Annotated in this window: 21 protein-coding genes; 17 read left to right on the top strand and 4 right to left on the bottom strand. The window is 51.8% G+C overall.

Features of this window, described 5'->3' with window-relative positions:
- Positions 1-23: 23 nt before the first annotated feature.
- On the bottom strand, positions 24-503 hold the full coding sequence (locus KF749_14460) for a hypothetical protein (GenBank protein MBX2992350.1): 480 nt from the start codon (positions 501-503) through the stop codon (positions 24-26).
- Between the two features lie 314 nt (positions 504-817).
- Here KF749_14460 and nifJ point away from each other — a divergent pair, with 314 nt between their 5' ends.
- The 4 genes from nifJ to KF749_14440 all read left to right on the top strand — a co-directional run bounded on the left by nifJ (position 818) and on the right by KF749_14440 (position 7,159).
- Positions 818-4,423: a pyruvate:ferredoxin (flavodoxin) oxidoreductase gene (gene nifJ, locus KF749_14455; protein MBX2992349.1), complete on the top strand. Its 3,606-nt coding sequence runs from the start codon at positions 818-820 to the stop codon at positions 4,421-4,423.
- A 29-nt stretch (positions 4,424-4,452) separates the two neighbouring features.
- Positions 4,453-5,451, top strand: coding sequence for a dihydroorotate dehydrogenase-like protein (locus KF749_14450; protein ID MBX2992348.1), 999 nt, complete (start codon positions 4,453-4,455; stop codon positions 5,449-5,451).
- Between the two features lie 144 nt (positions 5,452-5,595).
- Positions 5,596-6,345, top strand: a complete 750-nt coding sequence (gene gpmA / locus KF749_14445; GenBank protein ID MBX2992347.1) for a 2,3-diphosphoglycerate-dependent phosphoglycerate mutase — start codon at positions 5,596-5,598, stop codon at positions 6,343-6,345.
- Positions 6,346-6,436: 91 nt separating this feature from the next.
- Positions 6,437-7,159, top strand: a complete 723-nt coding sequence (locus KF749_14440) for a hypothetical protein (GenBank protein MBX2992346.1) — start codon at positions 6,437-6,439, stop codon at positions 7,157-7,159.
- Between the two features lie 26 nt (positions 7,160-7,185).
- Here the strand turns inward: KF749_14440 and KF749_14435 are convergent, their stop codons facing one another.
- Positions 7,186-7,992, bottom strand: a complete 807-nt coding sequence (locus KF749_14435; GenBank protein ID MBX2992345.1) for a DUF4382 domain-containing protein — start codon at positions 7,990-7,992, stop codon at positions 7,186-7,188.
- A gap of 134 nt (positions 7,993-8,126) precedes the next feature.
- Here KF749_14435 and KF749_14430 point away from each other — a divergent pair, with 134 nt between their 5' ends.
- The 8 genes from KF749_14430 (at position 8,127) to KF749_14395 (ending at position 16,876) form a co-directional block, all read left to right on the top strand.
- Positions 8,127-8,573, top strand: coding sequence for a CoA-binding protein (locus KF749_14430; protein ID MBX2992344.1), 447 nt, complete (start codon positions 8,127-8,129; stop codon positions 8,571-8,573).
- A gap of 100 nt (positions 8,574-8,673) precedes the next feature.
- Entirely contained in the window at positions 8,674-11,853 is a 3,180-nt protein-coding gene (locus KF749_14425) for a patatin-like protein (protein ID MBX2992343.1), read from the top strand.
- 112 nt (positions 11,854-11,965) lie between these two features.
- Positions 11,966-13,069: a hypothetical protein gene (locus KF749_14420; GenBank protein MBX2992342.1), complete on the top strand. Its 1,104-nt coding sequence runs from the start codon at positions 11,966-11,968 to the stop codon at positions 13,067-13,069.
- Positions 13,066-13,566, top strand: coding sequence for a hypothetical protein (locus KF749_14415; protein ID MBX2992341.1), 501 nt, complete (start codon positions 13,066-13,068; stop codon positions 13,564-13,566). Before KF749_14420 ends, KF749_14415 begins: the two co-directional genes overlap by 4 nt.
- A gap of 154 nt (positions 13,567-13,720) precedes the next feature.
- Positions 13,721-14,293, top strand: coding sequence for a TIGR00730 family Rossman fold protein (locus KF749_14410; GenBank protein ID MBX2992340.1), 573 nt, complete (start codon positions 13,721-13,723; stop codon positions 14,291-14,293).
- Positions 14,294-15,367 carry an adenylate/guanylate cyclase domain-containing protein gene (locus KF749_14405; protein ID MBX2992339.1) on the top strand — a complete coding sequence of 358 codons (1,074 nt, stop codon included), beginning with the start codon at positions 14,294-14,296 and terminating at the stop codon, positions 15,365-15,367.
- An 8-nt stretch (positions 15,368-15,375) separates the two neighbouring features.
- Positions 15,376-16,272 carry a hypothetical protein gene (locus tag KF749_14400; protein MBX2992338.1) on the top strand — a complete coding sequence of 299 codons (897 nt, stop codon included), beginning with the start codon at positions 15,376-15,378 and terminating at the stop codon, positions 16,270-16,272.
- Between the two features lies 1 nt (position 16,273).
- Positions 16,274-16,876: a hypothetical protein gene (locus KF749_14395; protein ID MBX2992337.1), complete on the top strand. Its 603-nt coding sequence runs from the start codon at positions 16,274-16,276 to the stop codon at positions 16,874-16,876.
- 30 nt (positions 16,877-16,906) lie between these two features.
- Here the strand turns inward: KF749_14395 and pepF (KF749_14390) are convergent, their stop codons facing one another.
- Both pepF (KF749_14390) and pepF (KF749_14385) read right to left on the bottom strand, forming a co-directional pair.
- The gene (pepF, locus tag KF749_14390; GenBank protein MBX2992336.1) at positions 16,907-18,781 is read right to left on the bottom strand and encodes an oligoendopeptidase F; all 1,875 of its coding nucleotides are present in this window, start codon (positions 18,779-18,781) and stop codon (positions 16,907-16,909) included.
- A gap of 158 nt (positions 18,782-18,939) precedes the next feature.
- A complete protein-coding gene (pepF, locus tag KF749_14385) occupies positions 18,940-20,796 on the bottom strand; it encodes an oligoendopeptidase F (protein ID MBX2992335.1) in 1,857 nt (618 codons plus the stop codon).
- 204 nt (positions 20,797-21,000) lie between these two features.
- Here pepF (KF749_14385) and KF749_14380 point away from each other — a divergent pair, with 204 nt between their 5' ends.
- The 5 genes from KF749_14380 to KF749_14360 form a co-directional block, all read left to right on the top strand.
- Positions 21,001-21,558: a sigma-70 family RNA polymerase sigma factor gene (locus tag KF749_14380; GenBank protein ID MBX2992334.1), complete on the top strand. Its 558-nt coding sequence runs from the start codon at positions 21,001-21,003 to the stop codon at positions 21,556-21,558.
- The gene (locus KF749_14375; GenBank protein ID MBX2992333.1) at positions 21,558-22,025 is read left to right on the top strand and encodes a hypothetical protein; all 468 of its coding nucleotides are present in this window, start codon (positions 21,558-21,560) and stop codon (positions 22,023-22,025) included. The genes KF749_14380 and KF749_14375 overlap by 1 nt, the downstream gene beginning before the upstream one ends.
- Entirely contained in the window at positions 22,022-22,345 is a 324-nt protein-coding gene (locus tag KF749_14370; GenBank protein ID MBX2992332.1) for a YbjQ family protein, read from the top strand. The genes KF749_14375 and KF749_14370 overlap by 4 nt, the downstream gene beginning before the upstream one ends.
- A 214-nt stretch (positions 22,346-22,559) precedes the next feature.
- Positions 22,560-23,540: a hypothetical protein gene (locus KF749_14365; protein ID MBX2992331.1), complete on the top strand. Its 981-nt coding sequence runs from the start codon at positions 22,560-22,562 to the stop codon at positions 23,538-23,540.
- Positions 23,541-23,561: 21 nt separating this feature from the next.
- A partial coding sequence (locus tag KF749_14360; GenBank protein MBX2992330.1) for a carboxylate-amine ligase occupies positions 23,562-23,787 on the top strand: 226 nt, incomplete at its 3' end.

The following is a 23,787-nucleotide window of genomic DNA, read 5'->3' as shown; positions in this document are numbered from 1 at the left end:
AGCGGAGCCTGTCTTACCCGATTCTAATGTCCTCTTCCTCCGTACTGCTGTAAATGATGATGGCCGCGCTGCGAGTCTGATGAATTGCATGACGCGGCTATCAGGTTCTTCCCGATTGTTCTTCCGGGGATTATTTTCTGCATCATTCCTGTAAGCGGAGTACGGTGTTTTCTCATCCCGTGTACATCAACCAGTTCAATTTCCCGCATTTCAATCATTTCCAATGCTGACTTCGCGTTGATGCCGTGCACGGGGGCAATGCGCATATCATGTGTCCGGATGAGCTTCAACGCACTGTCCCCGAATTTTCCGGCCACAACGCATTGGACTTCTGCAGAGGCGGCTTTCAGAAGAGTAGCGCGACGATCATGCGGCGTGTTGTGGCGGATGGCTTCGATTGCCTCTGTTTCGGAATCAACAATCAAATACCAGGCGGCATGTTCAAATCGCTTTGCGACGTAACTTTCCAACCGGTTACCAATTGACGCGACAAGAAATTTCATTGCTCCCTCCTTGGTTTGGTGAATTGATTGAGATGAGAAAGAACGGCGGGTAAAGCAACAGCTCCCCGCTTGATAGTAGCGCAGAATTCAGAAAGAGTCAAGTCCGCAAACGACACATGCGTCCCCCTTCTCATCATTGCAAAAAGGCCCTTGATTTTCCTAAATCTTGGAATTTCAGGCCGGATTTTTGATGAAATCAGCCGTATTCCATTGATTGTACATGGCACAGAATTCGCAAAAATGGTGAGGGTTTGTTATCATATCTGGAAAAGAAATTCTACGCAGTCTCATATTCTTACACGAGGTAATTGACAATGAAGCGCGAACACGTCACCATTGACGGCAACGAAGCCGCCGCCTATGTTGCTCACAAGCTGAACGAAGTCATCTGTATTTATCCTATCACCCCTTCATCGAATATGGGTGAATGGGCTGATGAATGGTCGGCGGCGGGGAGGAAGAATTTGTGGGGGACGGTTCCTTCGGTGACAGAAATGCAGAGCGAAGGGGGCGCGGCAGGCGCGATACACGGCGCGCTGCAAACAGGGGCTCTCTCAACTACCTTCACGGCATCGCAAGGATTGTTGTTGATGCTGCCGAACATGTTGAAGATAGCCGGCGAGTTGACGTCGACTGTCTTCCACGTGTCCGCACGAACGGTGGCTTCGCATGCTCTCTCCATCTTCGGTGATCACAGCGATGTGATGATGGCGAGACAAACCGGATTTGCGATGCTTGCATCGAACTCCGTGCAGGAAGTGATGGACATGGCGTTGATTGCCCAAGCCGCTTCGCTTGAAGGCAGGCTTCCCGTACTTCATTTTTTTGACGGCTTCCGCACATCGCATGAAGTGATGAAAATCGAGCAGCTCACCGACGACGATTTGCGCGCAATGATTGATGATGATCTGATCCGTGCGCATCGCGAGCGGGCGCTGACTCCGGAAAATCCCGTTCTCCGCGGCACAGCGCAAAATCCCGATGTGTTCTTCCAGGCTCGCGAAACTGTGAACCCCTACTACAACGCATTTCCCGACCTCGTACAAAAGTCGATGGACAAGTTTGCCCGAGTGGTAGGACGCAAATACAAACTGTTCGACTACTACGGGTCGCCGACAGCCGAGCGTGTTATTGTGATAATGGGATCGGGAGCCGAGACTGTCGAAGAAACGGTTGATTATCTGAGCAAGAGGGGCGAAAACATCGGCATGCTGAAGGTCCGGCTGTTCCGTCCGTTTGATACGAAACGCTTCATTGAAGCGTTGCCGAAGTCGGTGAAGAGTATTGCCGTGCTGGACAGAACGAAAGAACCCGGCGCATCCGGTGAGCCAATGTATCAGGACGTGCTGACTGCCGTCACCGAAATGTTTATCAATAATGCATTGCCCTTTGGGTTTCCGAAAATCATCGGTGGCAGGTACGGCCTTTCGTCAAAAGAATTCACGCCGGCAATGGTCAAAGCCGTGTACGACGAGATGAAGAAGGATAATCCGAAGAATCACTTCACCGTCGGCATCAATGATGATGTGACATTCACGAGTCTGGAGTACGATCACTCATTCAGCACCGAGCCGGATGATGTTGTGCGGGCGATGTTTTACGGTCTCGGCGCAGACGGGACTGTCGGCGCAAACAAGAATTCCATCAAAATCATCGGCGAGGATACGAGCAACTACGCGCAGGGCTACTTCGTCTACGACTCGAAGAAGTCGGGCTCGACAACAACATCGCATCTCCGCTTCGGTCCGCGACCGATTCATTCAACCTATTTGATCACGGAAGCAAATTTCGTCGCGTGTCATCAGTGGTTCTTTCTCGAGAAATATGATGTGTTGAAGAATGCGGTCCCCGGCGCGACATTTCTCCTGAACAGCTTTTACGGTCCCGATCAGGTGTGGGATCAACTGCCGCGGCACATCCAGCAACAGATCATCGACAAGAAGATCAAATTCTACGTCATCGACGGCTACAAAGTCGCGCAGGCGACGGGAATGGGTGCCCGCGTCAATACCATTATGCAAACATGCTTCTTTGCAATCTCCGGCGTCCTGCCGAAAGATGAAGCCATTGCCGCCATCAAGAACTCGATCAAGAAAACGTACGGCAGGAAAGGCGATCAGATCGTCCAACAAAACTACGCCGCAGTCGATCAGACGCTTGCCAACTTGCATGAAGTGAAGATTCCGGCATCGGTCAGCAGCAAGATTGAAATGCCGCCTGTCGTTTCCGACAAGGCTCCCGATTTTGTGAAGAACGTTACGGCAGGGATCATTGCCGGATTCGGCGACTCGCTGCCTGTCAGCGCATTCCCGAAAGATGGCACGTTCCCCACCGGAACAGCGCAGTGGGAGAAGCGTAACATCGCCCTCGAGATTCCAATCTGGGACGAGACAGGTGTATGCATTCAGTGCAACAAATGCGCGATCGTTTGTCCGCATGCTGCCATTCGCGTGAAGGTGTACGACGGCAAGGAGCTTGCAGCATCCCCTTCGACATTCAAGTCAATGGACTACAAAGGCGTGGAATACAAGGGCATGAAGTACACAGTCCAAGTTGCGCCGGAAGACTGCACCGGTTGCGGCATCTGTGTTGACATCTGCCCGGCGAAGAACAAGAAGGAAACGAGGCTGAAGGCCATCAACATGACCGAGCAACCGCCGATTCGCGAGAGCGAGCGTGTGAACTACGACTACTTCCTCTCGCTTTCCGAGATCGATCGCCGCACGATCAAGATGGATTCGGTGAAGGGCTCGCAGTTTGCTCAGCCGCTGTTTGAATACTCCGGTGCCTGCACCGGTTGCGGCGAAACGCCCTACGTAAAGTTGGCGACACAAATGTTTGGTGACAGAATGGTTGTGGCGAACGCGACAGGCTGCTCGTCCATTTACGGCGGCAACTTGCCAACAACGCCATGGACATCCAATCACGAAGGACGCGGGCCGGCGTGGAACAACTCGCTTTTTGAAGACAACGCGGAATTCGGACTCGGCATGAGACTCTCCATCGACAAGCAGCACCAGATGGCGTTGGAGATCGTGGAGAAGATGAAGAGTGAGATCGGCAATGATCTTGCCGGCGCGATCCTCAATGCGAACCAATCCGACGAGCCGGGCATTTACGAGCAACGCCAGCGAGTAGAAGATCTGAAAAAGAAGCTTGCCGGCATGAACTCCTCCGACGCGAAACGGCTCCTTTCGCTTGCGGACATGCTCGTGAAGAAGAGTGTGTGGATTATGGGAGGCGACGGTTGGGCGTACGACATCGGGTATGGCGGGTTGGATCACGTGCTTGCTTCCGGCAAGAATGTGAACATTCTCGTACTCGACACGGAAGTCTACAGCAATACCGGCGGGCAAATGTCCAAATCGACGCCACGAGCGGCGGTGGCAAAGTTTGCGGCGGCCGGCAAGCCACTGGGGAAGAAAGATCTTGGTCGCATCGCGATGCAGTACGGCAACGTGTACGTCGCGCAGATAGCGATGGGCTACAACGATGCGCAGACAGTTCGTGCGTTCATGGAAGCGGAATCGTACGACGGGCCGTCGCTGATTATTGCCTACAGCCATTGCATCGCGCACGGCATCAACATGACGAAGGGCATGACGAATCAGAAATTTGCCGTCGAATGCGGACACTGGCCGACCTACAGGTTTGACCCGCGACTGGCGCTGGACGGAAAGAACCCCCTGAAACTCGACAGCAAAGCGCCGAAGATCAAGTTCGAAGAGTATGCGTACATGGAGACACGCTACAAGATGCTGACAAAGAGCCATCCGCACGAAGCGAAGGAACTGATGAAACTCGCCCAGGAGGATGTGGAGGCGAGATGGAAGGCGCTCGAATCACTTGCTGCGGAGACTCCCGGCAACGGCAGCGCGCCAAAACCGGAAGCGCCGAAGCCGGCACCGTCAACGAATTGAACGACATCAACGAAATCTCAGGAGAATATATGGATCTCTCAACCAACTATCTCGGCCTGCATCTCAGGAATCCGCTTGTGGCATCGGCGTCGCCGCTCTCACGCTCGCTTGATTCGATGAAACGTCTGGAAGACGCCGGCGCTTCGGCAATTGTCATGTACTCTCTTTTTGAAGAACAGATTGCGCATGAAGCCGCTGAATTGAATCACTATCTCAGTTACGGCACGGAGAGTTTCGCCGAATCGCTTACGTACTTTCCGGAATCGCAGGAATATAACCTGGGCCCTGATGAGTACATCGAGTTGCTGCACGCTGCGAAGGAAAAAATCTCGATCCCTGTTATCGGCAGTCTCAACGGCATCTCCGTCGGCGGATGGATTGAGTACGCGAAGAAGATCGAACAAGCGGGGGCGGATGCGCTTGAGTTGAATGTGTACTACATTCCGACGGACCCGGAACTTACAGGGCAGGAAGTTGAGGATCGCTATCTCGAAGTGTTGCACGCTGTGAAGCAAGCGATAAAAATCCCCGTAGCGATGAAGTTGAGTCCGTTTTTCAGCTCGATGGCACACATGGCAAAACGGCTCGATACTGCCGGAGCAAACGGACTTGTGTTATTCAACCGTTTCTATCAACCTGATATCGATCTTGAAACGCTTGAGGTGGTTCCGGGCGTCGTGCTCAGCACGCCGATGGCGATGCGGTTGCCGTTGCGGTGGATTGCCATTCTTCATGGAAAAGTGAAGGCAAGTCTGGCGGCGACAAGCGGCATCCACACTGCCCAGGACGTGATCAAGATGTTGATGGCCGGAGCGGATGTGACGATGATGTGTTCGGCGTTGTTGAAGCACGGCCCGCAGCACATCACAACCGTATTGTCCGAGGTGCGGCAATGGATGCTGGAACACGAGTACGTTTCCGTGTCACAAATGAAGGGAAGTATGAGCCAGAAATCTGTTGCCGACCCGGCGGCGTTTGAGCGTGCCAACTACATGAAAGCGTTGAACCAGTACAAAGTGATTATCTGAACGGCGTTGTTTTCTAATGCTGAGAGGTGTCTTCAAAAATTGTGAGGACACCTTTTTGTTTCCGGGTGGGATGAATTCGAGAATTCTCTTCCGTATCTTTCACCTGTCAACCGTTCGAAATAACCAATATATGAGGCCTCCATAATGTACAAGCTTGTTCTTCTCCGCCACGGCGAAAGCACATGGAACAAAGAAAACCGTTTTACCGGCTGGACGGATGTTGATCTTTCTGAAAAAGGAAAGGAAGAGGCCGTCGCCGCCGGCAAGGTCTTAAAGGAAAAGGGATTTGTCTTTGATGTTGCCTATACTTCCGTGTTGAAGCGCGCAATCCGCACACTGTGGTATGTAATGGATCAATTGGATTTGATGTGGATTCCCGTGCACAACAGCTGGCGATTGAACGAACGACATTACGGCGCACTGCAAGGATTAAACAAATCCGAAACGGCCGAAAAGTACGGCGAAGCCCAGGTGAAAATCTGGCGCAGGAGTTACGACATTCAACCGCCGGTGCTGGACAAAAGCGATCCTCGCTTTCCCGGTTTCGATCCTCGTTACAGGAACCTGAAGCCTGAAGAACTTCCTGCAACCGAATGTCTGAAAGATACGGTCGCCCGGTTTCTTCCCTACTGGCACGAAACAATCGCCCCGGCGATCAAGAGCGGTAAACGCGTGATCATTGTAGCACACGGCAACAGTCTCAGAGCGCTCGTGAAATATCTCGACAACGTATCGGAGGCCGATATCACGGAGTTGAACATCCCGACCGGCTTGCCGCTGGTGTATGACCTTGATGAGAACCTCAAGCCGATTCAGAGGGAGTACCTGGGCGACCCGGAAGCAGTGAAAAAGGCGATGGAAGCTGTTGCTGCTCAAGGGAAAGCAAAGAAGTAAGTGGCAGGAACGTTCCGCGCGAAGGAATGTTCCGGAATCCCCCTTTTCTTCCTCCTGTTCTTCCACATTAACAAAATCACAAGAGGTCACAATGAAGAGGATCTATTTCATTGCAGTACGGTGTTTGTTCGTTGCATCTGTTTGTATAGCGCAGGAGAAGCCGCACGAGCTGGGCGCCGAACTGAAAGCCGAGGTCCCGGCACTGAAGGAATTTCACGCAGTCATCTTCCAGCTTTGGCATACAGCCTGGCCGGAGAAGGATATTGCCATGCTCAGATCGTTGCTGCCGGAAGTTGAAAAGCACGCAAACGCGGTTTCAGGCGCCGAACTTCCCGGGATTTTTCGGGACAAGAAGGAAGCGTGGGAGAAAGGGGTTGATCAGTTGCAGCGAATAGTAGCAAACTACAAGAATGCCGTGAAAGATGAGAACGACAAGCTACTGCTTGATGTTGCGGAAAAACTCCACACGCAGTACGAGAAGCTCGTCCGGGTTATGCGTCCGCCATTAGCCGAACTCGATGCATTCCATACAGTGCTCTATCCGCTGTATCACTACTATTTACCGGAGTATAATATCGAGAACATCAAGGGATCCGTTACAGAGCTGAAGGAGAAAATGAGCCTATTGAACAACGCAACCTTGCCCGAGAAACGAAAAGGGATTGAACCCGTTTTTGTTGAGAAGCGGGCGGCACTCTCCGTCTCGGTTGACGCATTGGCGGCTGCAATAGAATCAAACAACAAGGAAACTATTACCGCCGCAATCGAAAAATTGCACACGGAGTATCAAGTGCTTGAGCATGTGTTGGAGTAACACCTGACCGGGACTTCCGACGATCCCTACCGCGGCTGCAACGTTATTGTGCCCAACGGAGTGGTAACGCCCGGCCAGACAATAACGCCTGCGACAGTGAAATCGCGGTACGTCGTATCTGTAGGTGCAAAATGGACGAAGTACGATGATGGAGGGAGATATGCCAGGGTGTACGCTCCCGATGCATCTGCCATTGTAGAGATCGTATCCATGGCGTTATAGGCGGTGACAATCGGACGCGTCGATGCAGGCACAACATGCCCGCTGATCGTGCCTGTCTGTGCTGTTGTTATAACGCGGAGAACCGGCCTCAGCATGAAACTCCCGTTGCCTGTCCGGAGAATAGATCGGGCAGCATCGAAATCGAGAAGCAGTGTGTAGGTGGTGTTCGGTTCAATTGTTGCGTGGATGTTGAGCTTCAAACCGCTTTGCGATCCGCTGGGAATGGTGAGAGGATGAGAGACGCCTCCAACGACAACGCGACTCCCTGTACCGATATGCAGACGGAGCTGGGAATATGTTCCCGGCGGCAGTGGCGCCCTGCCGATGACGGTGTCTACCCCGTTCGTTAGAGAAAGGAGATTGTAAACGGCACGTGTCCGGTTAATCGTGTGCCATCCCGATGAAAGGGTGTCGGAGTTGCTGGCGTGAATACGAACACTGTCAATCCGGATGAGAACCGAGTCGAACGTGATCGGGCTATCCGTCATGCGAATGATAAGGGTTCCCGTTTCCCCTTCCGGATCCGGACCGGTCGGGTCATGATCTTTCAAACACGATGAAAGCAGAAACAGCGGCAGGACAACAAGAAACGAATACAAGACTCTGGTCATGAAACTCCCCTTTCTACACAAACCATACGAAGACACGGTCTAAGAAAATGTGACAATCCCAACATAGATATTTTGAGTCGGAAAGAGAATCCGGTTAAGAAAATCTAATCTTGAGGCAAATCAGGTAGAATATTATGAAAACATCAATTCAACAGTTCTTCGCTTCCAGGGCATTTGGAGTTGTCGGGGTCTCGCGCAACAGCAGAAAATTCGGCAATGTCATCTTGCGTGAAATGAAAAACAAGGGTTTTGCAGTTTATCCCGTCTCTCCGCACCTTCCTTTGGTTGAAGGCATGCCGTGCCTCGCGAGCGTCGACGAATTGCCCGATTCGGTGACGTCAATTGTGGTTGTTGTGCACCCCGAGGCTGCTGCGGAAATCGTTGCCCGGGCTCACACCAAAGGCATCACCAACATCTGGCTGCAACAAGGGGCGGAATCCGATCAGGCGATTGCGTATGCGAAGCAACACGGCCTCAATCTCGTTTGCGGACAGTGCATCTTGATGTTCACCGAGCCCGTCAAGTCGATTCACGCCGTTCACTGCTGGGTAAGCAGACTTGTGAGATCATATCCGCAGTAGTTGCATGAGTCCGGGGTAAAGGCTTGACATTCGATGTTGGTTTGAGTAAGATTCTTCCCGAATCATTGCTGTTCTTTTATCAACATCCCCCGGAGACTTCATGTCTACCCCCGCGCCGTCCGCTTCGCCGCGTTGTGCATATACCCAGGAAGTTCGATTTGCTATAGTGATGTACGGCGGCGTTTCGCTTGCCATTTACATCAACGGAATCGCGCAGGAATTGTACCACCTCGTACGTGCAACCGCCCCCGCCGACAACAAACGCCCCGACAAGCCCCTGTTCACCAACGATCAGTTGTCCGGCACGGAAAGAGTGTATCGAAAGCTCGGGCAGATCATCAGCAATCATGAGGAAATTTTCCGGGAATCCCTGCCGGATGATCCGATCAGGACGCGATTTGTTGTTGACATTCTTTCCGGCACATCCGCCGGCGGCATCAATGCCATCTTTCTTGCCAAGGCTCTCGCCAACAATCAATTGATGAACGACCTGAAACAGTTGTGGGTTGACGAAGGAGATATCGCACTGTTGTTGAACGACAAGGAGTCGGTGAAGAATCTGCCTCTGACCCGGCAACGGCAACCCCAATCGCTTCTCAACAGCAACCGGATGTATCTGAAGCTGCTGAAAGCGTTTGACGACATGGAGAAGTCCCGCGACAGTACTCGCATCGCGCAATCGCCCTACGGAACGGAAGTTGATCTCTTTGTTACCGCAACAGATCTTCACGGCGTTATTGTGCCGCTCCGGCTTGCCGACACGGTTGTGTACGAGAGAAGGCATAAGAACGTCTTCCATTTCAAATACTATACAACGGCATCCGAAACGGAGGCACAGACGGATTATGTTGATCGTGTGACGGAGGACGGCGAATCGATTCGGAACGATTTCACGAGGGATTTCAATCCGTTTCTCGCCTTTGCGGCCCGCTGCACGTCGTCGTTTCCGTTTGCGTTCGAGCCAATGCGGCTTGACGATATTGATAGCGTCGTGAAACACGTTCCGCCGCACAACGACGATTCTTCCAGCACGTCTGCCAGCGAACGCTGGGCGCGGTTCATCGAAGGATACCGTTCGGCGTCCGAGATTCCGTTCCGGGTCCGGTCGTTCGGCGACGGCGGCTACCTTGACAACAAACCCTTCAGCTATGCAATTGATGCGTTGATGACACGTCAGGCTGATTTTCCGGTTGACAGAAAACTGATTTACATCGAGCCGGCTCCCGAACATCCTCAGCAATCGGGAGTCTCAAGCGAAAAACCGGATGCGTTGGAAAACGTGAATGCCGCGCTTCTTGTTCTCCCCCGGTATGAAACAATTCGTGAAGATCTGCAGCGCGTTCTGCAGCGTAACAGTCTCATCGAACGCATCAGCCGCATTACCACCGGCATCGAAGTGGATGTCAAATACGGCAACGAAGGCGATCGCTCGGAATCACTGCCCGGTCCGAAATGGGCCGAGCAGGATCTGGCGGAGATGATCCGGAAGAAGGGTATTGCATACGGCGGCTATCAACGCCTGAAAGTCGGTTCTGTCACGGATCAGATTGCCGAACTGATCACCCGTGCATCGGGGCTGGATGAAGATTCCGATCAACTGTTAGGAATCCGCTACCTTGTGCGCGCCTGGCGAAGCATGCACTACACAATCTACAAAGAACGGAAAGATTCGCGGGCAACGGAGAACAGATTTCTGCTCGAATTCGACCTCGGCTACAGATTGCGGCGGCTTGCGTTCGTGCAGGGCAAGCTTGACGTTCTGCACGGCGGTGGCCGGGATGCCGAAAGCGTTCTCGACAATATCGGGGTGAAGTACGACCTGAAAGACCTGAATGAGACTGCATTCCGGCAGGAACTTCTGAACATCCGGGCATCGCTTGCTTCCGCGTATTCCGTGTTGAACGGGGCTCGCAGCGCGTTGCGGGCCCGGGTTGAAAAAAACCCGCTTCATCAGTTCGTTGTCAGCACCGGCATAACACCCGAGCAAATCAGAAAGCTGCTGAATGAGCCGACCGAGAATTTCCGCATGAATGAAGCGAAACATCTTTTGCAGCAGAAGTCTCTGGAAAAAGGCCTCACAACGCTTGCCGCCGAATTATCGTCGTTCATTTTCAAGGCAACAGGCAAGGCTTCTGAAATCTGCTCGCAGGCGCTGAATCCCCACAAATCCTCCCTTTCTGCCAACTCGCCCGAGAAAAGAGCCCGCGAATGTCTCTGGCACTATTATCAATTCTACGATGATTATGACATGATCACGTTTCCCGTGTTGTACAGTGCCGATGCGGGAGAGCTTGATGTCGTGGAGGTGATACGGATAAGTCCTGAAGATGCGACAAGCTTGATTGATGAGAAAGAAGAAGGCGCAAAACCCGACGGCAGGAAGAAACTTGCCGGCACGGCATTGGGCAATTTTGGCGCCTTCCTCGATCGGGTCTGGCGTGAGAATGATATTCTGTGGGGAAGACTTGACGGTGCGGAGCGCATCATCAGTTCGTTGTTGCCGGGAGACGTGCACAAAGAGTTGCGCGACAAGCTCATTCAAGAAGCGCAGGAAGAGATTCTCAAGGAAGATTTGCGGCCGCAGGATGTCCGCACACTCAGCAAGGTACTGGCCGAGTCATTGGTTCATTCGAAGGGCATTGATGATATCGCGAAGTTGCGCGAACTTGTGGCAAAACAGTACGGGGAGTCGGTCAATACAAAAGCCGAAGCCCTGTTCCGCCTTCTTCTGAAGGAAGAGAGTCTCTTGCAGTTCTTCCGGGAGAGTTATTCGATCAGCAGGAACACCAATCCGGAGGCGACGTTGAAAACGATGTCGCGTGCGAGCCGCATCATCGGCAAAATGCTTGAACAACTATCCGAAAAGCGTAATCTTTCCAAATCGGGCGGCTCGTGGATTGCACGATTGGGTCAGGTTTTTTGGGGACTTGTTATTGTGGCGGTACCTGGAAGCCTCCTCAACCTTCTTGTGCGGCATTGGCTCAAGGTTCTGTATGTGTTCGAAACGTTGCTGATTGTTTCCGGAACTCTTCTCACAAATACTCCGATGCAGCAATTGGGCATCACGCTCGCAGCAATTACGTTGGGAATGAATTTCCTTATCTTTCTTATCAGCGATTTCATCAAAGGGAAGAAGTTCTGGCTCCGGCTTCTCGTTACACTGCTTGTTTCAGCTTTTATTTTGCTGGCTGCCCTCGGAGCCGACGCGCTGTTCGGGCATCCTGTAATGACTTGGCTGATAGAAAAATACAACTTGCTTGCAGAGTGGCTGAAAGGATAGGCACAGGTTACGTCGAATACCGTATCTGCGGCATGTTGTCTGTTATTGGAATGAAGTATACTGGGCATGCTGAAAGGGGGGGGACATCAATCACCAAAGTACGAGGTGTGCTATGAACACAATGCGAATCGTTGCGCGGCGCGGGATGTTGGCGGCGGTACTGGCGGCTTCCGTCTTCTACTTGACAGGCTGCGCATCGATTGCACGGATGTCGACGCGATACAAACCCCTTCATCCGTCAAATAACCAGTCCGTTGACTTCACCGTCAAGGCGACCGACGGCGACGGCATCAGCCAGGCCAGGCTGTATGTCTATGAGTATGCCCTCTCCGTTGTGAACGGCATGCAAACGGCAACAAAGCGGAACAACGGCACGTGGGGCCTCGTCAAGACGTGGAACTTCCCCTCCAACCCGACGAGCATCAATGAAACCCACACACTCACCGGGTTTCCGGCATCGACGTTCCTCACGTTCCTGTTTAGAGTGACGGACAAGAAGGGGAACTCAAAGCAGGAAGAATGGTCGTTTGCTGCGGGCGACTGGCCATTCGGCAACAATCCCATTCCGCTGTGGGGCAACGGAGCCCCGGGCGAAAGGATAGATGTGTGCTTCGTTGCCGACAGAACGGATTATGCAACAGCGCGCGGCATGCTTCCCGATCTCGAGCCGCTCATTTTCGACGGCTATCACATCAACAACGGCGTGAAGATGGGGAAGAAATACTGGCAGTTCTACTACTCGCCGCAACGCGGGTTCATCAGCGATTTCGACGCCAGCCCCAGAACAATGGATATTCCTTCGAGCGTGCAGAATTCTACCATCATCGATCATGCCGCGGTAATTCATACAACGGTGAAACGTGACTGGGCGAGCGGCGGCAACTTCGGTACCGAGCCTACCAACATTGGCACGGCGGCACACGAGAGCGGCCATGCCGCATTCAAATTGATGGATGAATATGCAGGCGGCGGACACAACACGTCAAGCGACCCGCACCACAATAATTACAACTCCCAATCAAACTGCGAGTCGTACAATACATCGAACGGCTGGCCTGCCGCCGATTGCCAGAATATTGAGGGGAGTTGGTGGAGGCCCGAACCCAGCTCGCTCAAATGCATCATGCTGAATGACGGCGACGCAGCAATGCCCGATTTCGAGCGAACGTGCATCAACCGAATCAGTTGGTTCTATTCACAACTGGAGACGCCATGAAAACGACAATCATGTTCTTGATGACGCTGCTTGTTTTTTCGTGCAGCAATCGCGATAACGTGCAACAGAAGGAAATGGGAGATTTCAAGTCCGACCCTGAAAACATGCCGGCAACGCGAACCCTCTACTCGCCCATTCCGGTTCTACTCGTCCGGGTTGAAGCGACGAAAGATGGCTACATCGCAACACCGTTCCGTGCAACGGGCGTTCCGAGCCCGACAATTCATGCTGAAGGAGATGTAATGTTGAAGGCATTGGACGAACAGGGGCGTGCCGTATCGATTGTTGCCGTTGACAATCCGAGGGCAATTCGTACCGCCGGATCAACAAAGCCGGATACGGGGGAGTTGGACAAGGCAACATTCACGGTCACCTTCGCAAAGCCGGATAACATCCGGAGCGTGGAGATAACCGTGATCGGCGGCCCGAACGCGGGCTTGAAACAAGCTTTGAGAATCGAGCCTCGCGAACTCAAGCCATTGCCGGACGAGAAGTAAAAAAGTTTGCGGGACTCTCATTCAGGGGAGTCCCGCAGGCAGGGCGAACCTTCTCACGCTACCATTCTAACTCAAGTCTGCCTATATTCAGAACAAAAGCTCTTGAGGCCTTTCCGGTTCTCATCTCTCCATCAACTCCTCGATAGTCAGTCATATGAATTCCATTTGTGTTTTCTGCGGTTCAAGTCCCGGAGCCAACGGTGCGTATGCCCGGGCTGCTGAGACGCTTGGGGCTCTTCTTGCACGTGAGCGCATCACACTCATTTTTGGAGGAGGAAAAGTTGGATTGATGGGGCATATTGCCGACGCTGTTCTCTCGAATGGGGGGAAAGCCGTTGGTGTCATTCCCGAAGCGTTGAAGAAAAAAGAAGTGGCGCATGACTCGCTTACCGAGCTTCATGTTGTGGACGACATGCACATCCGGAAAGCCACAATGTACGATCTTGCAGATGCATTCGTGGCTCTGCCCGGAGGCACGGGCACGCTCGATGAGTTGTTCGAAGTTATTACGTGGAATCAGCTCGGCTATCTGACGAAACCTGTCGGATTGCTGAATGTTGGCGGATACTTTGACGCGTTGACGGATTTTTTGCGGCACACAGTTGTTGAACGGTTCGTCAAGGCTGAACATCTCAATCTCCTTCATGTCGAGGAGAATGTCGAGGTGCTTCTCTCCCGCTTGAAGGCTCCACGGGTCTCTTTCACTGACAAATGGATGGACCGCTAAATGCACATGTCATCTCCGTTTCGCCTGCAATCCTGGCGCGAGCATCAAATCCGCTCGATTGTCAATACCAGCCTTGTGATGTTTTGCGTCGGCATTACCTACGTTCTGGTGTTTGCCGAGTTCCACTGGCATTCATTGTTCAACGGTGTCGTCATCGGGTTGATTCTCGGATGGGGAACGTCGGTAGCCGAGATGTTCGTGTTTTCACGCTACCGCCAACGGCTCTCGTTCAGTGTCATGATCACGTTGCGGACGCTGTTCTACGTGATGCTTATCAGCGTCACGGTGTTCTACGTTATTCTCATACATGCAGCTTGGATGCATGACACTTCGACCGCCGCCGCTTTTTACGACCCGAAGTTCCAGGATTTCTTGTGGAACGGTGAATTCCTCCGTGTCATCGTGTACGCGCTTGCGGCCAGCTTTCTCATCAATTTCATCCGGCAGGTCAACCGCCTGCTCGGCCACAACGCGCTGCTGATGTTCGTTACCGGCAAGTATCATCAACCAATTGAAGAGGAACGGATTTTCATGTTCCTCGACATTAAATCATCAACGGCAATAGCGGAACGTCTCGGCAACGTCCGGTACCACAAATTCCTCAACGATTTCTTTCACGATATTTCACCCGCCATTGTGGAAAGCAAAGGCACAATCTACCAATATGTCGGTGATGAAGTGGTTGTGACGTGGACAGGCGAGAAAGGACTGAAAGACGCGAATTGCATTGCGTGTTACTTCAGAGTTGCTGCCGCAATATTCATGAATGCAGAGAAGTATGAGAAGACCTACGGCTTTGTGCCAGAATTCAAGGCCGGCTATCACTATGGCCCCGTGATCACGGGAGAGATCGGCGACGTAAAACGGGAGATTGTCTATCACGGTGATACGGTGAACACGGCAGCACGCATCCGGACGGAGTGTACAACGCTGCAGAAAGATCTTCTTCTTTCGGCCGACTTGATGCAAAGACTTCCCCGCACAGAGTATTTGAGCCCTCAGAGCATTGGCAGAATAAGACTGCGGGGAAAGGAAGAGGAGGTGGAGTTGTACAGCATTTTGGAGGCTGCATAGCGCCTTCCATGAAAGACCTTCTCGACCTATTGCGCTCCAGAGGACTTCTTGTTGCATCCATTGTTGTCGTTATTGTCTCTTCGTGGTCTCTTCATCGAACTGCGGGTTTAGGTCTGCCCATCCCTTGGGCGGATGAATGCCTGTTTGTCTTCCCTGCAGTAAATATTGCCCAACACAACACACTGTTTACGCCTGAAGTGAACCCTGAACGTCATCTTATGTGGATGCCTCCTGCGTATTCCCTCGTGCTGGGCGGTGTACTAAAGGTCGTTCCGTACTCGTTGGAATTTGTTCGTGACATTTCCTGGGTGTGCACGATTCTGCTCTATATCGGCCTCCTGCGTCTGCTACAAAGCACGGCCCCGATTTGGATTGTCGTTACGTTTGCCTCGATGTTCCTTCTTGCCTCCAACTTCATTGTAGCAGGGAACACGGCACGCATGGATGCGATGGCCCTTTGTTGGGTGTGTTGGGGATGGTACTTACTGTTGCGCGGCAAGAAGTATTTCAGTCTTGCCGTACTGCTGATAACGCCTCTCGTTCATCCGTATGGATTGATTTTCGTTGTTGCTGCTCTTGGATATGTGTGGGTGAAGCAGAGGAAGTATTTGCAATTTCCGTCTGTGAGTGAGTCGTTGTCCATCCTCATCGTGCTGGGGTGCTTCGTGTTGTATATGCTGTACGTGATGGAGCATTGGACCGGGTTTCTCGCGGATATGCAGTTTCAAATTGAAAGAAAAGTGTCCCGCAATATCCTGCAACGCCTCTTCGATGATCCGTTGACGAGATCATTGGCAGTTGCATATCCCATAGCCCTTGGCACGTCGGCAAAATTCTTTCCCTCCAAATTCCCGGTACTGATGTTCGGGGCGATTTCATTGATGGGTGCAGGTTGTAGGACTTGAAATGTGGTACCACATATACGTTGCCGTTGCGGCCCTTATTTTGATGACGGCCCTGGTCGGAATGGTACACGAGACGCTACAACGAATTGATGTCCGCCTGATTGCCAGGTACGGCTGGGTTGCGCTAACGTGCGGACTATTGATAGTATGGGCTCACGGATTGGGATTCATTTCCAGCCCGACGCGATATCCGGACAGTATACGCTGGATCGGAATGACCATGGATCCCGCGGGGACGTATATTAGCGGGAGCGAACGTAGCCGTCTGGTGGAAAAGCTGAATTCAATGTCTTCGGAACGCAAAGTGACGCGGGTGTCGTTCGATCCTGAAGGCGATGCACTGGCTATCTGGAAGCCGGGAGAATTCAAGTTCTCACCCTACTATCCAATGTTCACAGATGTTGAGCCGGATGTCATTGTCGTTCACGTGTCCGAGTTGCATCCGCGATGGTGGAAAAGGAATCAAACAAGAGAAACGATGAAACGCTGGCAGGTTGGCGAGGAAGATCTATTCTTTGTCTCTGATGACGGCGATAGGTGGTATGTCAAGTTCGTAGGTGAAGACCGGCCCACTGGTCAGCAATCCCCCAAAATACTCAGGTGATTATTGACCAATGAGCCTTGTTGTGTTTAGCTACCTCTTCATCTTCGTCAACAGCTTCTCCATTTCATCCATCACTTTGTTCATCTTGTTCATCGTGATGGTGAATGGCTGGGATGTCGTCATATCCACGCCGGCCTTCTTCAGCAGATTGATTGCATAGTCCGAACTACCTGCCGAAAGAAAATCCATGTACCGCTTTGTTGCTTGCTTGTCGCCTGCCAGTACCGGCTCGACGAGTGCAGCAGAGGCCGTAAACGAAGTGGCGTATTGGTATACGTAGAAGTTGTAGTAGAAATGGGGGATGTACATCCATTCTGCTTTGATCTCATCTCCGACGACGCAAACGCCTTTGTCGTGTCCGTAGTATTTGCGTGTCAGATCAAGATACAGTTGGTTCAGCTTATCGCCCGTCAACGATTCGCCCTTCTCGGCCAATTCATGTATGCGCATTTCGAATTCGGCGAACTGCGCCTGCCGGAAGAATGTTCCTTTCATTCCTTCCACATAACTGCCGAGAATGGAAAGACGGACATTGTCATCCTTGATTGTCTTCAGCATGTAGTCGTTCAGCAATGCCTCGTTAAATGTCGAGGCAACTTCGGCGGTGAAGATCGGATAGCCCGCGGTCGGAAACGGCCGCGCCTTGTTTGAAAGATAGCTTTGCATTGTATGGCCCAACTCATGCGTCAGCGTTCGAACGTCGATGTACTTTCCGTTGTAGTTCAAAAGCATATACGGATGAACGTCGTATGCCCCGCCTTGCGAATACGCTCCCGATCGTTTGCCCTCCGTCGGATACAGGTCGATCCAACGCTCGTTCATCGCTTTCTGCACAACAGTTACATACTCTTTGCCGAGCGGGGCAAGCGAGGCAAGCACAAGTCTTTCAGCCTCTTCCGGCGTGTAGGAAAGATCGACGTTCGCCAGCAGCGGCGCATACAAATCGTAATAATGCAATGTGTCGAGGCTGAGCATTCGTTTGCGGAGATTCAGATAGCGGTGCAGTGTGCGTAAATTGTTGTTGACGTTCTCGACAAGACTTGTGTACACTTGAACAGGAATGTTTGCCCCGTTCAACGCCCGTTCCATGGCGTTGTTGTACTTCGACGCTTTCGCGTAGAACATGTTCTTCTTCACTTCGCCGTACATCATCGTGCCGAACGTTCCACGATACTGATTGATCGTGTCGAAGAACTTCCTGAATACAATGGCCCTGTCCGCCCGGTTCGTTCCTGCCCTGTACAACTCGAATGAAGCCTTGTCGATTTTTACCGTCTTGCCGTCACTCAGTTGAACCTCAGGGTAGGGGAAGTCCGCATTCGTGAAGATGCCGTATGTGTTGGACGCTGCATCGGAAAGCAAGCTCGCATCGGCAAGAATCTTCTCTTCACCCTCTGTTCCCGTGTGCGCTTTCCGGCGGAGAATATCGTCGAGGTATTGGCGGTACACAGCGAGGCCTTTTTCCTGCTTCACCCATGACGCAATCGTAGCAGGATCAATAGCAAGGACTTCGGGTTCGATGTATGCCGATTTGGCTCCCATGTCTGCCCCGAGCTGTCCCATTTCCTGCACCATTGCCAAGTACTTCGAGTTGCGTGTATCGAGATCGGAATTCAGGTGAGCGTAGATATACAGTCGGTTGAACTCCTTCGCAAGATTGAATGTGAAGTCAAGACATTTGAGGAGTTGTTGCGCCGACGAAGAGAGAGTGCCTTTGAACTGTTCAACGTTCGGATACTCCCCCGAAAAACGTTCACGTGCTTGTTTCCATGCGTCGTCCGAGGAATACAGGTCGGTGAGATTCCATTTCCATTTGTCCGGAACTTTTCCCCGGTCGCGTTCCTGAGCGAAGCCGTAAAGAAATACCGTGGAGAGCAAAATGAAGATTAGTGTAGAACGTCGCATAGTGAAGCCTTTCTGTGTAGTGGATTATTGTCGGAGACCACAGGGATGAGAAAATAACGCCGCCTCTTATACGAATGAATCGCCGTGATGGTTGCGAAATAGAAACAATGAAAAAGGCCTTGAGAGGCCCTTTTCTGCAAGATTTCTGTGCTTGCGGGTTACGACTTCTTTCCGAGAATCTGTTCGATCTCATCCATTACGCGGTTCATCTTTTTTATTGTAAGATCGAAAGGAAGGGATGTAGTCATGTCGATACCTGCCTTCTTCAACAACGCGATCGGGTAGTCCGACCCGCCGGAGGAAAGCAATTGCATGTACCGTTTCGTTGTTTCGATGTCGCCGGCAAGGATTTGTTCGGAGAGCGCAGCGGAAGCGGTAAACGACGTAGCGTACTGATACACATAGAAGTGATAATAGAAATGCGGAATGTGTGCCCACTCAATGGGCATCATGTCATCGACTACACAAACACCTTTGTCGTGACCGTAGTAGCGCTTGGCAATCGAGTCATACAACTCGCTGAATGCATCGCCGGTCAATGCCTCGCCTCTTTCCGCCCGCTCATGAACCGCGAGCTCGAACTCCGAGAATTGAACCTGACGGAATACCGTACCTCGGATACCGTCCAGATAGTTGCCCAGCAGCGACAATCGAATGTCGGGGTCCGAAATCGTTTTCAGCATATAGTCCATCAGCAGCGCTTCATTGAAGGTCGACGCAACTTCCGCCACAAAAATGGAATAATGCGAGGTCGGGTACGGTTGATGCTTGTTGGAGAAATAGCTGTGCATCGTATGCCCGAGTTCATGCGTCAGCGTGCTGACGTCGTCGTATTTGCCGTTGTAGTTAAGCAGGATGTACGGATGAACATCATACACGGCGCCGTTGCTGTAGGCGCCGGAACGTTTTCCCTCGTTCGGAAACACATCAACCCACCGTTCGTCGAAACATTTCCGTGAGACACTGATATACTCGCCGCCCAACGGAGTTAGAGAAGCAAGAACATGTTTCCATGCCTCGTCGTATTGGTATTTGAGATCGATATCCTTGACAAGCGGGGCGTACAGATCGTAGTAATGCAGTTCGTTAACGCCCAACAGTTTCTTGCGAAGGCTCAGATAACGGTGAAAGGTGTCGAGATTGGCGTTGACATTTTCGATCAGTCCTTTGTACACCGCAACGGGGATGTTCCCGCCGTCGAGAGCGTGTTCGAGACACGAAGGATATTTGCGGGCACGCATGAAGAACATGTTCTTCTTGATTTCAGCGAACAGGTTCGTCCCGAATGTCCGGCGGAATTCATTCAGCTTGCCGAAGTATGCGGCGAATATCTTCTTGCGATCCTCACGATGGGCATCGCTTTTGTGCAACGCAAACGCCGATTGATCAAGCTTTACCTTCTTGCCGTCGTGTAACTCGATTTCGGGAAACGGAAAGTCGGCGTTCGAGAAAATATTGTACACACTTCCCGGGGCATCGGACATGAGTCCGGCATCGGCGATGATCTTCTCTTCCCCCTCGCTTCCGGTATGCTCTTTCCTGCGGAGCGTGTCATACAGATTATGTCGGTAGATCTCCAGCTTCGGCTCACGTGCGATGAACGCGTCGATCGTTGACTTGTCGACTTTCAGGATTTCGGGTTCAATGAACGACGACTTTGCACCGAAGTCCGCCCCCAAAGCGCTCATTTCTTGTTCCATCCCGAGATAAGCCGCATTGCGTGTGTCAAGGTCGGAGTTCATGCTGGCGTAGCAATACAGGCGGGTGTATTCTTTCCCCAACCTGCTTGCAAGATCGAGACAGGCAAACAACGTCTGTGCCGACTCAGTCAGTGTTCCGCGATAGCGTTCAAACTCCGGCAACTCTGCAATGAAACGCTGTTTTGCGTTCTTCCATGCTGCATCATCAGGATAGATGGCTGTGAGATCCCACCTGAAGTCGTCGGGGATTTTTATTCTGTCGCGTTCAAGTGAGTAGTCGGCGACTCCGGCTGTATGAAATCGTTCAATAGACATGATGGTCGGTATCCGCTTCCAAAGGGCTGTTTGCAATTTGTTGGTAGACAATGTACGACGAAGCCGCTGAAAGGGCAAATGGATCGGGCGGAGCCGTGAACCCCCTCACATCGCATACTCACAATATCCGGCGACGGAAAATTCTTGTGTGAGATTGAATAAACTGCCGGATTGTGTGTATCATACAGTAGAAACGGAACATCAATGCAGAACGACGATCAGGAAACCGAATGGATTCGCCGGTGCCGGGCGGGGGACAAGGAGGCATTCGGTTACCTCGTAAAGAAATACATGAAGCAAGCATATTATGCGGCGCTCGGATTTGTGGGCTCGCATGAGGATGCGCTTGATGCCTCGCAGGAAGCATTTGTCAAAGCTTTCCGGGCAATTGACACATTTGAAAGCGGAAAACGATTCTATACATGGTACTATCAAATTCTCAGGAATCATTGTCTGAACATGTTACGCAGCCGGAAAGGAGCAGCAGTCTCCATGTCGTTGATTGCCGGTGAGCTGGATGAGGTTCAGTCGGACGAGCCTCATGCTGAGACACAGATGCAATTGAAGGAGACACGAAAATCCGTGTGGGAGGCGTTGTGGCGACTTGCCCCTGATGACCGTTCGCTGATTGTTGCACGGGATATGCTCGATACTCCGTACGCAACGCTTGCTGAATTGCTGGAATGTCCCGTCGGGACAGTGATGTCGAGATTGTACTATGCTCGAAAGCGATTACGCAGCCAATTGGAAAGGGCATTGTGATGAAGGAACTGACCGAATACGAACACACGCTGCTTGCAAAAGCGGTTGATGGCGACCTGACGCGGAAGGAAAACAACGAACTGCAGAAACTGCTTGCGGCACATCCCGCGCTACAAAAGGAACTGACAACAATGAAAAGATTGAAGGAGATGACAATGGAGATGGAATTCAAAAAACCACCGGAAGAAACCTGGGATCGTTACTGGGCGGGCGTATATGCAAGAATGGAACGGGGGTTTGCATGGCTGCTGATAACCGTCGGCGCAACGTTGCTTGCAGGCTTTGCGATTCATCAATGGATGGTGAAAGTTCTTATCAATGGTCTGCTCAGAGATACCGATGTGCCGCTGTATGTGACTATCGGCGTAGCCGCTGCATCGTTGGGATTGGCCGTGTTGCTGGTGTCCGTTCTCCGCGAGCAACTGATCTCAAGAAAATCCGACAAATATAGAAAGGTCATCAGATGATCATTGCAACCGCAGGTGAGATAGCCGGAAAACAAATTGTCCGCACGATCGGGATTGTTCGCGGGAACACCATTCGTGCCCGCCACATCGGGAAGGACATTGTCGCCCTATTCAAGAATATCTTTGGTGGAGAGATAGAAGAATACACCAAGCTACTGGGTGAATCCCGCGACCAGTCTCTGGACAGAATGGTGGCACAGGCAACCGAGTTGGGCGCAAATGCGATAGTTGACGTCCGCTTTTCGACAAGCTACATCATGGCAAATGCGGCGGAGATACTGGCGTACGGAACCGCCGTTGTGGTCGAAGACGCGGCCTGAAAAAGGCTCATTGAAGAGTCCCAAACCCGTTTTTCGAGCGATTCGTGTTGCTTGACACTCAACAGTGTTTTCCCTATCATACCTTCGACTTTTGACAGGTTGCGGAATTTTTCTTCCCTCGAAGTGAGCTCCTTCACGATCTCTGGTCAAGTCTCATCGATATTGCCCGCCGGGTGCATCCGGTGAGCTATACACACTACAATTTGGAGTCAGCATGAAATGCGTCGGTTTTCTCTTCGGGATGGAGAATACCTTTCCCGGTGCAGTGGTTGCACGTATCAATGAAATGAATCAGGGAGTCGTTGCCGAATTTGTTGACGTAGGCATTACAAAGATGGCGGCACCCGAGAAATATGATGTGATCGTCGATCGCATCTCGCAGGATGTCCCGTACTATCGGGCGTATCTGAAGAACGCGATGATTCATGGGACGGCGGTCATCAATAACCCGTTCTGGTGGAGTGCCGACGACAAGTTTTTCAACTACGCGTTGATGTCGAAGATCGGCATTGCAATTCCAAAGACCGTCTTGTTGCCGTCATACAAACATCCTCCTGAAACCACAACCCAGTCATTTCGCAATCTCCGCTATCCGCTGGAGTGGAAAGAGGTGTTCGAGTATGTCGGCTTCCCTGCATTTCTCAAACCGTACAGCGGCGGCGGATGGAAGCACGTGTACAAATGTCACAATGAAGGAGATTTCTTCCACTTCTATCACCAAACCGCTGACCTCGTCATGACGCTGCAAGAGGGGATTGAGTTTGAAGAGTACTACCGTTGTTATTGCATCGGGCAGGAGAAAGTCCACATCATGCGCTACGACCCGAAGCAACCGCACGAAATGCGCTACGTTCTTCCGAACGTTCCACCCGCGCCTGAACTTGAACGTCGCATCATCAAGGATTGTCTGACGATTTGCCGGGCGTTGGGATACGACATGAATACTCTGGAGTTTGCTGTGCGCGACGGCATTCCCTACGCAATTGATTTTTTGAACCCCGCGCCTGACGCTGATTACTACTCTGTCGGTGCGGAGAATTTCACCTGGATTGTCAACGCCATGGCCGAGCTTGCCATCAAGACTGCGCTCAACAATAACCGAGAGGTAACAGAATACCGTTGGGCAACTTTTCTGAATGGCGTTTCCGACAAGAAGCAATCAAAGAAATCATCCTCGAAAACATCCACCAAGTAGCGCAAGAAAGCAGAGACGACCATGCGGCCAAGTTTCACGCTGGGGATTGAAGAAGAATTTCAGACGATTGATCCGATTACGCGCGACCTGCGCTCGCATATTAATGCCGAGATTATTGCCAAAGGAAAGTTGCGCCTGCAAGAACGTGTGAAGCCGGAAATGCATCAATCGGTGATCGAAGTCGGGACGGGCATCTGCAAGAATATCAAAGAAGCGAAGGAGGAAGTGTTCGAACTCCGGCGCAACA

This window comes from Bacteroidota bacterium, from assembly GCA_019637975.1.
GTDB lineage: Bacteria > Bacteroidota > Ignavibacteria > UBA10030 > UBA6906 > CAADGV01.
This window is presented reverse-complemented; position numbering and strand designations above follow the sequence as displayed.

Excerpts from the sequence above, each read along its gene's own strand:
- KF749_14460 (MBX2992350.1), bottom strand. The coding sequence starts at position 503 with ATGAAATTTCTTGTCGCGTCAATTGGTAACCGGTTGGAAAGTTACGTC.
- nifJ (MBX2992349.1), top strand. The coding sequence starts at position 818 with ATGAAGCGCGAACACGTCACCATTGACGGCAACGAAGCCGCCGCCTAT.
- KF749_14450 (MBX2992348.1), top strand. The coding sequence starts at position 4,453 with ATGGATCTCTCAACCAACTATCTCGGCCTGCATCTCAGGAATCCGCTT.
- gpmA (MBX2992347.1), top strand. The coding sequence starts at position 5,596 with ATGTACAAGCTTGTTCTTCTCCGCCACGGCGAAAGCACATGGAACAAA.
- KF749_14440 (MBX2992346.1), top strand. The coding sequence starts at position 6,437 with ATGAAGAGGATCTATTTCATTGCAGTACGGTGTTTGTTCGTTGCATCT.
- KF749_14435 (MBX2992345.1), bottom strand. The coding sequence starts at position 7,992 with ATGACCAGAGTCTTGTATTCGTTTCTTGTTGTCCTGCCGCTGTTTCTG.
- KF749_14430 (MBX2992344.1), top strand. The coding sequence starts at position 8,127 with ATGAAAACATCAATTCAACAGTTCTTCGCTTCCAGGGCATTTGGAGTT.
- KF749_14425 (MBX2992343.1), top strand. The coding sequence starts at position 8,674 with ATGTCTACCCCCGCGCCGTCCGCTTCGCCGCGTTGTGCATATACCCAG.
- KF749_14420 (MBX2992342.1), top strand. The coding sequence starts at position 11,966 with ATGAACACAATGCGAATCGTTGCGCGGCGCGGGATGTTGGCGGCGGTA.
- KF749_14415 (MBX2992341.1), top strand. The coding sequence starts at position 13,066 with ATGAAAACGACAATCATGTTCTTGATGACGCTGCTTGTTTTTTCGTGC.
- KF749_14410 (MBX2992340.1), top strand. The coding sequence starts at position 13,721 with ATGAATTCCATTTGTGTTTTCTGCGGTTCAAGTCCCGGAGCCAACGGT.
- KF749_14405 (MBX2992339.1), top strand. The coding sequence starts at position 14,294 with ATGCACATGTCATCTCCGTTTCGCCTGCAATCCTGGCGCGAGCATCAA.
- KF749_14400 (MBX2992338.1), top strand. The coding sequence starts at position 15,376 with ATGAAAGACCTTCTCGACCTATTGCGCTCCAGAGGACTTCTTGTTGCA.
- KF749_14395 (MBX2992337.1), top strand. The coding sequence starts at position 16,274 with ATGTGGTACCACATATACGTTGCCGTTGCGGCCCTTATTTTGATGACG.
- pepF (MBX2992336.1), bottom strand. The coding sequence starts at position 18,781 with ATGCGACGTTCTACACTAATCTTCATTTTGCTCTCCACGGTATTTCTT.
- pepF (MBX2992335.1), bottom strand. The coding sequence starts at position 20,796 with ATGTCTATTGAACGATTTCATACAGCCGGAGTCGCCGACTACTCACTT.
- KF749_14380 (MBX2992334.1), top strand. The coding sequence starts at position 21,001 with ATGCAGAACGACGATCAGGAAACCGAATGGATTCGCCGGTGCCGGGCG.
- KF749_14375 (MBX2992333.1), top strand. The coding sequence starts at position 21,558 with ATGAAGGAACTGACCGAATACGAACACACGCTGCTTGCAAAAGCGGTT.
- KF749_14370 (MBX2992332.1), top strand. The coding sequence starts at position 22,022 with ATGATCATTGCAACCGCAGGTGAGATAGCCGGAAAACAAATTGTCCGC.
- KF749_14365 (MBX2992331.1), top strand. The coding sequence starts at position 22,560 with ATGAAATGCGTCGGTTTTCTCTTCGGGATGGAGAATACCTTTCCCGGT.